10 protein-coding genes and 1 pseudogene are annotated in these 12,085 nt (G+C 67.3%); 5 read left to right on the forward strand and 6 right to left on the reverse strand.

Translation table 11 applies throughout. From position 1 onward, the window contains the following. Positions 1 to 225 precede the first annotated feature (225 nt). Entirely contained in the window at positions 226 to 1,659 is a 1,434-nt protein-coding gene (locus ACFU4Z_RS29580; RefSeq protein WP_379069347.1) for an acyl-CoA carboxylase subunit beta, read from the forward strand. A gap of 193 nt (positions 1,660 to 1,852) precedes the next feature. Further along, positions 1,853 to 2,338: a winged helix-turn-helix transcriptional regulator gene (locus ACFU4Z_RS29585; protein WP_379069350.1), complete on the forward strand. Its 486-nt coding sequence runs from the start codon at positions 1,853 to 1,855 to the stop codon at positions 2,336 to 2,338. Positions 2,339 to 2,494: 156 nt separating this feature from the next. On the opposite strand, the gene ACFU4Z_RS29590 is transcribed toward ACFU4Z_RS29585, so the two are convergent. Next, positions 2,495 to 3,184: a nitroreductase gene (locus ACFU4Z_RS29590; RefSeq protein WP_379069352.1), complete on the reverse strand. Its 690-nt coding sequence runs from the start codon at positions 3,182 to 3,184 to the stop codon at positions 2,495 to 2,497. Between the two features lie 153 nt (positions 3,185 to 3,337). On the opposite strand from ACFU4Z_RS29590, the pseudogene ACFU4Z_RS29595 reads away from it, so the two are divergent. Continuing rightward, a pseudogene (locus ACFU4Z_RS29595) lies at positions 3,338 to 3,955 on the forward strand (Eco57I restriction-modification methylase domain-containing protein); the annotation flags it as partial. A 1,302-nt stretch (positions 3,956 to 5,257) separates the two neighbouring features. Here the strand turns inward: ACFU4Z_RS29595 and ACFU4Z_RS29600 are convergent. The 4 genes from ACFU4Z_RS29600 to ACFU4Z_RS29615 all read right to left on the reverse strand — a co-directional run bounded on the left by ACFU4Z_RS29600 (position 5,258) and on the right by ACFU4Z_RS29615 (position 8,452). Beyond that, positions 5,258 to 5,881, reverse strand: a complete 624-nt coding sequence (locus ACFU4Z_RS29600) for a TetR/AcrR family transcriptional regulator (protein WP_379069355.1) — start codon at positions 5,879 to 5,881, stop codon at positions 5,258 to 5,260. Positions 5,882 to 6,351: 470 nt separating this feature from the next. Beyond that, on the reverse strand, positions 6,352 to 6,537 hold the full coding sequence (locus ACFU4Z_RS29605) for a hypothetical protein (RefSeq protein WP_379069359.1): 186 nt from the start codon (positions 6,535 to 6,537) through the stop codon (positions 6,352 to 6,354). A gap of 165 nt (positions 6,538 to 6,702) precedes the next feature. Beyond that, a complete protein-coding gene (locus tag ACFU4Z_RS29610) occupies positions 6,703 to 7,218 on the reverse strand; it encodes a gamma carbonic anhydrase family protein (protein WP_379069361.1) in 516 nt (171 codons plus the stop codon). Positions 7,219 to 7,456: 238 nt separating this feature from the next. Beyond that, entirely contained in the window at positions 7,457 to 8,452 is a 996-nt protein-coding gene (locus ACFU4Z_RS29615; RefSeq protein ID WP_379069364.1) for a GlxA family transcriptional regulator, read from the reverse strand. Positions 8,453 to 8,523: 71 nt separating this feature from the next. Between ACFU4Z_RS29615 and ACFU4Z_RS29620 the strand changes: the two genes are divergently transcribed. Both ACFU4Z_RS29620 and ald read left to right on the forward strand, forming a co-directional pair. Further along, a complete protein-coding gene (locus ACFU4Z_RS29620) occupies positions 8,524 to 9,291 on the forward strand; it encodes an MBL fold metallo-hydrolase (protein WP_379069367.1) in 768 nt (255 codons plus the stop codon). Positions 9,292 to 9,438: 147 nt separating this feature from the next. Further along, on the forward strand, positions 9,439 to 10,554 hold the full coding sequence (gene ald, locus ACFU4Z_RS29625; protein ID WP_379069370.1) for an alanine dehydrogenase: 1,116 nt from the start codon (positions 9,439 to 9,441) through the stop codon (positions 10,552 to 10,554). Between the two features lie 106 nt (positions 10,555 to 10,660). On the opposite strand, the gene sigJ is transcribed toward ald, so the two are convergent. Further along, positions 10,661 to 11,638 (reverse strand): RNA polymerase sigma factor SigJ, encoded by a 978-nt coding sequence (sigJ, locus tag ACFU4Z_RS29630; RefSeq protein WP_379069373.1) that lies wholly within the window; start codon positions 11,636 to 11,638, stop codon positions 10,661 to 10,663. Positions 11,639 to 12,085 lie beyond the last annotated feature (447 nt).

A 12,085-nucleotide genomic window follows, 5' to 3' on the forward strand; every position in this document is an offset into this window, starting at 1 on the left:
TGGTGCACGGCGAGGCTCGCCGCCAGGAGATCGAATACGCGATCAACAACTCGTTCGGTTTCGGTGGGCACAATGTCGCGCTCGCCTTCGGTCGGGCATAGCCGCCCGCATCGACTGCACAACGATCCCGGTGGGGTCGGCCAACTGAATTGGGCCGACCCCACCGTGGTTCGACATACGCAGCCGCGGCAGCGGCGCACTTCACAGAGGTGAGGAGTAAACGCGATGACAATCATGGCCCCCGCGTTTCAGCCCGAAACATCGACCGATCCTCGTGACCCGCTGGGTCGGTTGCAGCGCTTCTTCGACCCGGGCACAGTCCTTCCGCTGCATCCGCGGGACAAGTCCGGTGTGCTCGCCGCCATCGGCGAGGTCGACGGCGTCCGCACTGTCGCCTACTGCTCCGACGCCACCGTCATGGGCGGCGCGATGGGCGTGGAAGGCTGCAAGCACATCGTCGACGCGATCGACACCGCCATCGATTCCGCCATTCCGATCGTCGGTATCTGGCATTCCGGCGGCGCTCGGCTCGCCGAGGGCGTCGAGGCGTTGCACGCGGTCGGCCTGGTCTTCGAGGCAATGGTCCGGGCGTCCGGCCTGGTTCCGCAGATCTCGGTGGTTCTCGGCTTCGCCGCCGGTGGCGCCGCCTACGGCCCCGCGCTGACCGACATCGTGATCATGGCACCCGAGGGACGAGTCTTCGTGACCGGTCCCGACGTGGTCCGCAGCGTCACCGGTGAGCAGGTCGACATGGCGACCCTCGGTGGCCCGGAGACCCACGGCAAGAAGTCCGGCGTCACCCACATCGTCGCCAACGACGAGGCCGATGCGCTGCATCGGGGTCGCAGGCTGGTGTCGATGTTCGCCGAGCAGGGCGAATTCGACCTGGTCGCCGCCGAGCACGGTGATGTCGACCTGAAGGCGATGATGCCGGAATCGGCCAAGCGCGCCTACGACGTCAAGCCGATCGTCCACGAGCTGCTCGACAACGTCGACGGTGAGTCGTCGTTCGAGGAACTGCAGGGTGGCTACGCTCGCAGCATCGTCACCGGACTCGGCCGGCTCGCCGGTCGCACGGTCGGCGTGCTCGCCAACAACCCGATTCGGCTCGGCGGCTGCCTGAACTCCGAAAGCGCCGAGAAGGCCGCGCGTTTCGTGCGGCTGTGCGATGCCTTCGGTATCCCGCTGGTCGTGGTCACCGACGTCCCCGGCTACCTGCCCGGCGTCAGCATGGAGTGGGAAGGCGTGGTGCGCCGCGGCGCGAAGCTGCTGCACGCGTTCGCCGAAGCTCGGGTGCCGCGTGTCACGCTGGTCACCAGGAAGATCTACGGTGGCGCCTACATCGCGATGAACGCCCGCTCGCTGGGCGCGACCGCGGTGTACGCATGGCCCGGCTCCGAGGTCGCCGTGATGGGCGCGAAGGCCGCGGTCGGCATCCTGCACAAGAAGGCGCTGGCTGCGGCGCCGGAGGACGAGCGTGAGGCACTGCACGAGCGTCTCACCGTCGAGCACGAGCAGATTGCCGGTGGCGTCGAGCGCGCCATCGCGATCGGTGTCGTCGACCAGGTCATCGACCCGGCGAAGACGCGCAGCATCATCGCCGCCGCGCTGGCCGCGGCGCCGGCTCGCAAGAGTCATCACAAGAACATTCCGCTGTGATGTGATGTTCTGATCGAGAATGGGCTCCGGGATTTCCCGGAGCCCATTCTTTTGTTGCCGGGCAGCAGGATCGGCGACCTGGTGGCGATACAGAGTTCGTGCGTTTCCGGCATGACCGCAACGAGCGACCCTGCTGCTGAACAGTCGGGGGAAGCGGCGGATGCCGACCGGTTTCGCTGAGTAGCATCGAGGGGTGCGTTACGAGGAACTTGCCGAGGTGCCGTGTTCGATCACGCGCCCGCTGGTGATCTTCGGTGACCGCTGGACCCTGCTGATCCTGAAGTATTCATTCTCGGGCATCCGGCGGTTCAATGCCTTTCAGAGCACGCTCGGCATCTCCCGCAGTCGGTTGCAGGATCGGCTCGACCGGCTGATCGAGCACGGGATCCTGGTGAAACAGAAGGCGGCCGAGGGGGCTCATGAGGAGTACCGCCTCACGCCGAAGGGACACGACATCTATCCGATCCTCATGGCGATCCGAGACTGGGGCGACACCCATATGGCCCCCGACGGTCCGCCGGTGGAGTATCGGCATCGCGAGTGCACCGGCGAGGCGCATGTGACGCTCGAATGCGATGTGTGCGGGAACGAACTCACCGCTCGCGATGTGACGCCATTGCCGGGGCCGGGCCTCGGAGTTGCCGAGGCGTCGGTAGGGTCGCACGGTCCCGCGCGATAGTTCGGCAGTGCCGGCGTGCGAGTAATCGAGCTTCTCGGCGCGAGATCCTGATTGCGACGCGTGTCTGGCTGCGCTGGGCCTATCGCCCGTTCGTCCCGCAACCGCACCGCCAACGAGATGGCGGCCCTGTGTGGCACCGGTGGCCATGCCTTCTCTTCAGTCCGCCCAGATCGCGACGTATCGGGGTTCTTCGCGTGTGGTGCGGAAGGCGTTGACCGGGTGGTCGAGGTCGGGGTAGCCGAACGAGATGCCCGCGACTACTCGCCGATTATCCGGGATGCCGAAGTACTCGCGCACGAATGGTGCGTAGGACGCGAGCGCGGCCTGCGGAGCGGCGCCGAGTCCGAGGCTGTGCGCACCGAGGAGGAAGTTGCCGATATAGAGACCGCAGTCGACGGCGCCGTAGACGCCGAGGTCGGCCTCGGAGGTGATGATCGCGACGTGCGGAGCGTCGAAGAGTTCGAAGTTGCGCAGTGCCTGCCGCATCGTCTTCTCGTGGTCGCCCTTGGCAATCCCGACGCTGTCGTAGAGCTGCAGGCCGCATGCGCGTCTGCGATCCCGATAGACCCCGGTGTACTGCGCGGGAAATGCGAAATCCGGCTCGGGCGTGGACTTTTCGATATGCGCGAGCAGTTCTTTGCGAAACCGATCGGTGCCGGCTCCCTCGGTCACCGCGACCTGCCATGGCTGGGTGTTGCACCACGAAGGGGTGCGCTGTGCCAGCCGCAGCAGCGACTCGATCGTCTCCCGTGCCACCGGGTGCGACTGGAACTGTCGACAGGTCCACCGGTCGTCGAGTATGCGGGACAGCACGGCGAACTGGTCGGGGTCATCGGTCGGCGCCATGAGTCTCGAACCTCCATTTAGTCTTATTTTGAGACTGAACGCTAGCACTCGAAGTCTCGTTTCGGAACCGCTGTGTCGCACCGTTTCGGCGGGGTGCATCGCATTGCTCGCGTTGCCACGATTGTCACGGCTGGACCGGGCACAATCCCTGACATGGGTTCCGAGACCGCCGCCGCGCGGGATCGCAAACGGCACGGCAGGCACTACACGCCGCCTGCGCTGGCGCGATTTCTGGCGCAGCGGCTACTCGAACATATGCCGCCACCACGGACTCCCGGTGTACTGCGGGTACTCGATCCCGCCTGCGGGGACGGCGAGCTGTTGCTGGCACTGCAGCGGGAGGCCGCTGTCCGGCTGCCGGAAGTGCGGATGGAGTTGGTCGGCTACGACCTGGACGACGAGGCGCTGACGGTGGCGCGCGAGCGGGCCTGCACTGCGGGGGTGGTTGTCGACTGGCACGTCGGCGACTTTCTCACGGTGTCCGAGGACATTACGGACGCCTGCTTCGACGCCATCATCACCAACCCGCCGTATGTGCGCACCCAGCAGCTGGGCGGTACGACAGCGCAGCTGCTCAGCAAGCAGTTCGGGTTGCGGGGCCGAATAGATCTCACCCATCCGTTCGTCGCGATCGCACCGCGCTTGCTGTGCTCGGGCGGGGTACTCGGATTGTTGTGCGCCAACCGCTTTCTCACCACCAAGGCCGGCGCGAACATTCGAGGATTGCTGCTGTCGGAGTTGGCTCCGATCGAGCTGTACGACCTCGGCGACACCAAACTGTTCGAGGCCGCCGTGCTGCCCGCCGTCACGATCGCTACCCGCACTTCCCGACGCGAAACCTGCCGCTATGTATCGGCCTACGAGGTACCCGAGTGCGAAACCGTCAGCGGTACAGGGCTATTCGAAGCACTGACCGAGGATCAGGGCCGTTTCGTCGCACATAACGGTCGCATCTTCGCGGTAGCGGTGGGCACGCTGGCGACCTGCGACCTCGGCTCCGATGATCAGGGAGTCGCCGCCTCGGCAGCGGTGGAAACCGGTGCGGACGTGAGCGATGCTCCCCCCGCTGCTGGCGCTCGGACCGGCGCTGAGGACGGTGGCGGTGGTACCGGCGAGGGTGATGCAGACGGCGGCGGTGCGCATGGTGCCGGGGGGCCGGCGTCGTGGGACTCGGATGTCGCTGGAGTGGTGGGAGTGTGCGGGGTCGGCGGGCAATTCGCCAGTCCTGAGTTGCGTGGTACGGGGCGGACCGTTGCGGCGGGGCGGGCTTGGCGGATGTCGCGGCCGGGAGTGGACGACTGGCTGGGCCGAGTGGGGGCCGGGACCTGGCGCACATTCGGGGAGGTGGCGCGGATTCGGGTGGGGATCAAGACGACGGCGGATCGGGTGTTCATTTCGAATCGGTGGGGAGAGGTGGAGCCGTGTCCGGAGTCGGAGTTGTTGTTCGACTTGATCACTCATCATGACCTCGGGCCGTGGCGGGTCTCCGGTGGTCGTGGCACTCGTGTGTTGTATCCCTATGACACGACTCGGTCGCGGCGCATCCCGATCGACCTGAGCGAATTTCCCGGTGCCGCAGCATATTTGCGGACCCATCAGGAAATGTTGGCCGGTCGGAAATATGTGACGGCGAGTGGGCGTGAGTGGTTCGAGATCTGGGTGCCGCAGCGCCCGCATTTGTGGCGGGTGCCGAAGGTGGTGTTTCCCGACATCAGCGAGCGGCCGCGGTTTGCTCTCGATCGGTCGGGTGCGGTGGTGAATGGGGATTGTTATTGGATGTCACTGGCGGACATCGGAATGCATGGGGACGCGCAGCAGTTGGCGTATCTGCTGATGGGTGTGGCGAATTCGGCGCTCGGCCTGCACTTCTACGATGCGGTATGCGGGAATCGGCTGTATTCGGGTCGGCGGCGCTGGATTACCCAGTATGTGTCGCGGCTGCCGTTGCCGGACCCGGTGCGCTCGGGCGGGGTCGTCGAGTTGGTCACCGAATTCGTCGACGGCGGGCGGGTGCCCGATGCCGAGTCGGTGCGCGAGTTGAACGAGCGGGTGGCCGCGGCATTCGGGCTGCGGTCAGGGTGTGGTGCGGACCCCGACCATCGGCAGCAGGATGCGGCGGGCGAAGTCGCGTCCGGCCTCGACATCGTCGAGCGGAATGAGCCCGTCGGGGGTCAAGGCCAGCGAGAGGGCGAGCCGGGCCATGATCTCGGCGACCAGATCGGCGTCGAAATCGTCGGAGCCGTCGTCGGCCCGTAATTCCCGCAGCTTCACGGCGAGGTAGGTGCGGCCGACGGCAATGATCGGTGCGGCCTCCGTGGTGAGCCGCGGCAGGATGAGGTCGGGTTCGGTGCGCAGCAGCCTGCGCAGCAGTTCGTTGCTCGCGATCGCGCTGATGAACGCGGCGAAGATCTCCACCAGTTGGTTGTTGCTGCCCGCGACGGTGCGTACCCGCTCATCGATCTCGGATACGAAGCGCTGCGCCTCTCGCACGCTCACCGCTTCGACCAGTTCGTTCTTCGATTCGAAGCGGCGATAGAGGGTTGCTGGGCTGATGCCGGCGCGGCGGGCGATCTCGCCCATGCTGGTGCGCTTGATCCCGAAATCCAGGAATGCCGACAGCGCGCTCTCCAGTAGCTTCTCGCCGTCCTTGACCGGATTGTCGAGGATGCGCTGGAGCATGGGCGGGACGGTGGGCATCGGGTCTCCAGTCGATTCGGCGCGGGCGCCGAAGAGTGCGCGGCGCCGCGACGGTGCGGGTGATGGACGTTCATTATTTCACCGGGTTGCGGCGGATTGGCCGAGGATTCGCGAAAGCGTGAGTGAAACGCGTATGAATCATCTCACTGAGTCGTGGTCGGTGTTGCCGAAGCCGCCGTCGGGGCTGTCCATCGAGCGGAGTGCACGCCACCGGCACACCGCTCGCGCGGACTGTGCCCGGTATCGGCGGAGGCGGGGCGTGCGCATAACGTGGACTGCGCAGTCAGCCAAGCATGCGCCTTGGGCAGCGGGAAAGTTATTGTCGGACTGTTTGTCTCGCTGTGGCGGCGCTGCCTTGGATATTGGTTCGTGTCGCGAACCGTTGCTGGACTTGGTATTTCGGCCTCCAGCGCGGGATCGCAAGGAAGATGGTCGCCGCCGCATCGCAACAGCGAGGCGGTGATCGGGTATCACTGGCGCGGTAGGTCCAGCGCCGCCATCTCTTGTTCGATCGCATTGGCCGCGAAATCGACTCCACTGGAACGTAATTCGTGAACGCGGCGCTGTAGCGCCTCGATTCCGCCCGGTTGGGCCGCGATGTCGGCCACGCTGAGCCGCCCCTTCGGCCGGTGCATACCCGTCGGTCCGTACGCCACCGTGATACCTCCTGCCTGCACGCTGCGCGCCCGCCGTCCCGATGGGATCGACTCCGCGCTACAGGCCGCACGTCGGCTGTGTCGGCAGCGGATCCCGGGATACCGGGCACGCTGGCAAAATGTTATCAGCCATTCCGACTGGGCATTTGAGGAGTGTGCGCTGTCTCACAGGATCTTGGCGTCACGGTGGCTGGCCGTGTTGTGAAGGTACACAGCGGCACCGAGCCGCACTCCATCCTGCTCGGCTGCGCTGAGTTCGCGGCGGATCTTGCCTGGTACGCCTGCCACCAGCGAGCCCGGCGGAATGTGGGCTCCCTCGGGAATGAGCGCGTTGGCGGCGATCAGGCAACCCGCGCCGATTACCGCGCCATTGAGCACGGTCGCGCCCATGCCGACCAGCACATCGTCGCCGATCGTGCAGCCGTGCAGAATCGCGTTGTGCCCCACTGATACTCCCGTGCCCACCGTCAGCGGAAAACCGGGATCGGCATGCAGCACGCAGCCGTCCTGAATATTGGTGCGGGCGCCGATGCTGATCGCCTCCAGGTCGGCGCGCAGCACCGCGCCGTACCAAATGCTCACCTCGGCCGCGAGCTGCACACGCCCGATCACGGTCGCATTGGGTGCGATCCACGCACTGTCGTCGACCTCCGGCGCAAACTCGCCCACTTGAATCCTCATGCGGAAAACGTAGCTACGCCGCGGCGGCAACTGCGCAGCACCCCGAGTTCACCGGGCAGGAGCGCGTGGGCCGACGATCCGGGTCGGGCTGTCGGTACCGACATTCGCGCGCCTGGATCGCGGGTCGCTCGCACGGTGACTGCTCGAATGCCGCGGGTCGCGTGCGGGAAGCAACGAGAATCGAGATTGCCCATCTCTCGGGGCAAGGCCCGCTGAGTCCGATTGCGGCATCGATCCGTCAGCCCGCGATGCTTCGATCGAGATTCGCGCCGGTGCGCGGAATGTCCGCCGCGGCGGACTGGAACATGGCGCGATGGGCGGCGGGACTGGTGCCGAGGATGCGATGGAAGTGGTGGCGCAGGCTGACAGCAGTGCCGAAACCGGTTTCGGCGGCGATGCGATCCATGGTGTCGGCGGTGGATTCCAGTAGCAGCCGGGCGCGGTCGGCGCGCTGGTGCAGGAGCCACTGTTGCGGGCTGCTCCCGGTCCGGTCGCGGAAATGCCGGGTGAAGGTGCGCCGGGACATCAGCGCGACCGCGGCCCAGCCGTCCAGATCGATCGGATCGCCGAGATGCGTTCGGGCCCAGACCATTGCGTGTTCGATGGGATCGTCGTCGGCGGCATCGGGCACCGCGATCGGGATGTATTGGGCCTGTGAGCCGCTGCGGTGCGGTGCGGTGACCAGTGCTCTGGCCAGTTGGGTTGCCTCGCGGCTGCCGAAATCGGCGCGCACCAGGTGCAGGCAGCAGTCGAGCGCGGCGGCGACTCCGGCGGAGGTGACGAGGTCGCCGAGATCCGACCACAGTCGGTCGGCGCGCACCCGGACCGCGGGGTAGGCGCGGGCCAGATCGGCGGCGGCCGACCAGTGCGTGGTCACCTCGCGTCCATCGGCGAGGCCGCTCGCGGCCACCGCCCAGGAGCCGAGGCACAGGCCGACGATCCGGGCACCGCGTGCGTGCGCGCCGTGCAGTGCCTCGCGCAGGTCATCGGATATCGCAGCGCCGCGCGGCCAGCTGGGGATCACCACGGTGTCGGCCCGCTCGAAGACCTCGAGACCGTGCTTGACGTCGATATCGAATCCGGCAGGCGTGCTCAGCGCGCCTGGGCGCTCGGCGCATACGTCGACTCGATACGGTGCGTGGTCGTCCGCGCCGACGCGTCCGAATACCAGGGACGGTACCGAGAGATGGAACGGGCTGACGTTCTCGAAGGCCAGAACCGCGACAGAGTGCATGGCCCGATTTTAGCGGTAGTTGGCATCCGGGCCACTGGTCGCACGCCGACGCATCGGCAAATATCGACGTCATGAGCGAAACGATCGAACTCACCACCCTCGAGGCCCTGCACATCGGCGGGCCGACCCTGCGCTTCCGGTACGCGGGTCTGACCTGGCTGACCGACCCCACCTTCGATGCGCCGGGTGACTACCAGGGCCCGATCACCCTGCACAAGCTCACCGGTCCCGCGGTGCCGCTCGAGCAGGTCGGATCCGTGGATGTGGTGCTGCTCTCGCACGACCAGCACGCCGACAACCTCGACAATTCCGGTCGCGAGTTCCTTGCCACCGTCGAGACCGTGCTGTCCACACCGGACGCGGCCGGACGCGTGAACGGCGTTCGGGGACTGGCGAACTGGGAGACCGTGACGGTCGGGGAAGTCCGCGTGACGGCGGTTCCCGCGCTGCACGGACCCGAGGGATGCGAACCGTTCAGCGGCGTCGTCACCGGTTTCGTGCTACAGGCCGATGGCCTGCCGACGGTGTATGTCTCCGGCGACAACGCGTCGGTCGCTCTCGTCGAGCAGATCGTCCAGCGCATCGGCCGCATCGACATCGCCATCCTGAATGTGGGCGCCGCCAACGTCGGCCGTTTCGGCGACGCCGACGTCACCCTCAATGCCCGCACCGCCCTCCAAGCCGCCGAACACCTCGGCGGCGCGGCCATCATCCCGGTGCACGCCGAAGGGTGGGGCCACTTCACCGAATCTCTCGACCACCTCGCCCGCGTCTTCGCCTATGGTGGCCGCGCCGACCAACTCCGCATCCCGCAGCCTGGCCAGACATTCACGGTCTGAACGCGACCCTGTCCGAACGCGCGGCCTCGAGGCGCCACAGCCTCTGATTGCAACGATGGGTGTGCCGCTCGTGGAGGTCGGAGGTTCGCCGAGGTCGACCGCGCGGCGTTCGTCGCGTCGGGAGGGTGTGTGGTCCACGATGGCGGTATGAGGATCGGTGTACCGCGGGAGGTCAAGGAGCAGGAGTTTCGCGTGGCGCTGACGCCGGCGGGAGCCGGGGAGTTGGTGCGGCACGGACATGAGGTGTTGATCGAGGCGGGCGCGGGGGTGGGGTCGGGGTTCGCCGATTCCGACTTCGCCGCGGCCGGGGTGCGGATGGTGCCCGACGCCGACCAGCTGTGGTGGGAGGCCGAGCTGGTGCTGAAGGTGAAGGAGCCGATCGCACCGGAGTACGCACGGATGCGGCCGGAGCAGGTGCTGTTCACCTATCTGCACCTGGCCGCGTCGCGGGCATGCACCGAGGCGATTCTGCACTCGGGCATCACCGCCATCGCCTATGAGATGGTGCGCGCGGCCGACGGCTCGTTGCCGCTACTCGCGCCGATGAGCGAGGTCGCGGGGAAGCTCGGCAGTCAGGTCGGCGCGTATCACCTGATGGCGCCGCTCGGGGGCGCAGGGCTACTGCTCGGCGGCGTGCCGGGGGTGCGACCGGCGGACGTGGTGGTGCTCGGTGGTGGCGTCGCGGGAAGCAATTCGGCCGCGGTCGCCGCCGGTATGGGCGCGAAAGTGACTGTGCTCGATACCAATTTGGTCCGGCTACGTGAGCTGGACGCCCAATTCGACGGGCGCATAACAACTCTCGCGTCGAACGCGGTCACGATCGCGCAGGCGGTGCTCGCGGCGGATCTGGTCATCGGCTCGGTGCTGGTGCCGGGCGCGCGGACACCGAAATTGGTCTCCGACGAGCTGGTCGCGGGCATGCGCCCCGGCTCGGTGCTGGTGGACATCGCGATCGACCAGGGCGGCTGCTTTACCAGCTCCCGTCCGACGACACACGCGAATCCCACTTTCCGCGTGTCTGATTCGCTGTTCTACTGTGTGGCCAATATGCCGGGCGCGGTCCCGCACACCGCCACCGTCGCGCTCACCAATGCGACACTGCCCTACGTGCGCGCCATCGCCGACGACGGCTGGCGCCAGGCCTGCGCCGATCACCTCGACCTGGCGCGCGGCCTGACCGCCGCCGCGGGACACCTGCTCTCGGCGGAAGTCGCTGTCGCACACGGATACCCGGTATTGAAGCCCGTGGGGTCGGCCGGCTGATCCGGGCACCGAGACTGTGCCATGGTGTCGGGAAGCCGGCCGGGGAGCCGGTCTTCGGACACGCGAACGGGCAGTTTCCCTGGCGGGAAACCGCCCGCCGGCGTGGCTATTCGACGCTGGAAGAACCGGCCTCGTCGGGGTTTTCACCGAGGTACCAGTCGGGGGCGCCGGTGGTCGGCAGGTCGTGCAGCTTGTCCGGGTTGCGGACCACGTCGATGGCGACGATGCGGCCCGCGTCGACGGTGAAAGCGAAGACTCCGGTGTGGGTGCCGTCGAAGACGACGAGGCCGGGCTGACCGTTGACCAGGACCGCGCGGCCCCACGCGCCTGCCGCCGACGGTGCGTGGTACCAGCCGAGCAGCAGCTTCGCGACCAGCTCTGCACCGTGCACCGGCTGCCGGATCGCGGGCACCTTGCCGCCGCCGTCGGCGGTGAGGCTGACCTCGGAATCCAGCACGCCGAGCAAGGCGCTCAGGTCACCGGATCGCCACGCCACCGCGAACGCCGAGACCACCTTCTCCTGTTCGTCAGGCGACGCGGGAAAACGCGGCGTCCCGTCCTCGATCCGCTTGCGTGCGCGCGAGGCGAGCTGGCGAACCGCCGCCGGAGTGCGCCCGACCACCTCGGCGACCTCGGGGCCGGTCATACCGAACACATCCTGGAGGACGAACGCGGTGCGTTCGGCGGGAGACAGGGATTCGAGGACTACCAGGAGAGCCGTGGTGACCCGCTCGTCCTGGGTGATGCGGTCGGCCGGATCGTCCCAACTCGTCACCTCGGGCTCGGGAAGCCATTCGCCGACGTATTGCTCGCGGCGCACCCGGGCGGAGCCTAGGTAGTCCAACGCCAGTCGCCCGGTCACCGTGGTCAGCCAGGCCCGCAGGTTGTCGATCTCGCCCGCCTTGCCCGACTCGTGCTGACGCTGCAGCCGCAGCCACGCCTCCTGCACCACGTCGTCGGCGTCGGTGAGACTGCCGAGATTGCTGTAGGCGAGCCGGCGCAGATACGGCCGGTGCTCCTCGAACTGCCTGGCCAACTCGGCCTGGTCGATGGGCTCGGATGCGGAGGGCTGGTCGGAAGTCACTGGTCTCGCCGTTCGGTCGTGCGGCCCCTGTCAGGGGCGAGTCTATGGGAGTCATCAGGAGGACGACTCAGGGCAGCAGAGTGTGACACACGACGACACGCCGGGCGGACACGCGGGTTGCGCGGAGTGCGCTGCGGTCGGGTGGGCCCACTTCACGACCTCTGTGGACAGTAGCGATCGAGGGCTGTGCGGTGTCCGAGGGTGCGGGTGATCTGGCTCGGGATGTCGACCAACGGCGGCGGGCCGCGCAGGATGATCCGGTCTCGCACTGTTCGGCGAATAGCCCACCCGCGCAGCTGTGGTTGCCGGAATCGGGCGGGCCGTTGAATCGAGTGGGAATCCGGAGCGTTCGAACGGTTACTACCGGTGGTGCCGGGTTTGCGTGGGGTGTGCTGTGCCACGCGGAGCGGTGCGGTTCGACGGTGTGGCCGTTGACGCGTGGCCGGT

It is taken from the genome of Nocardia sp. NPDC057440 (assembly GCF_042802915.1).
Classification (GTDB): Bacteria; Actinomycetota; Actinomycetes; order Mycobacteriales; family Mycobacteriaceae; genus Nocardia.

Coding starts and splice junctions, on each gene's coding strand:
- ACFU4Z_RS29580 (WP_379069347.1), top strand. CDS start 226: ATGACAATCATGGCCCCCGCGTTTCAGCCCGAAACATCGACCGATCCT.
- ACFU4Z_RS29590 (WP_379069352.1), bottom strand. CDS start 3,184: ATGGCGCCGACCGATGACCCCGACCAGTTCGCCGTGCTGTCCCGCATA.
- ACFU4Z_RS29600 (WP_379069355.1), bottom strand. CDS start 5,881: ATGCCCACCGTCCCGCCCATGCTCCAGCGCATCCTCGACAATCCGGTC.
- ACFU4Z_RS29610 (WP_379069361.1), bottom strand. CDS start 7,218: ATGAGGATTCAAGTGGGCGAGTTTGCGCCGGAGGTCGACGACAGTGCG.
- ACFU4Z_RS29615 (WP_379069364.1), bottom strand. CDS start 8,452: ATGCACTCTGTCGCGGTTCTGGCCTTCGAGAACGTCAGCCCGTTCCAT.
- ACFU4Z_RS29620 (WP_379069367.1), top strand. CDS start 8,524: ATGAGCGAAACGATCGAACTCACCACCCTCGAGGCCCTGCACATCGGC.
- ald (WP_379069370.1), top strand. CDS start 9,439: ATGAGGATCGGTGTACCGCGGGAGGTCAAGGAGCAGGAGTTTCGCGTG.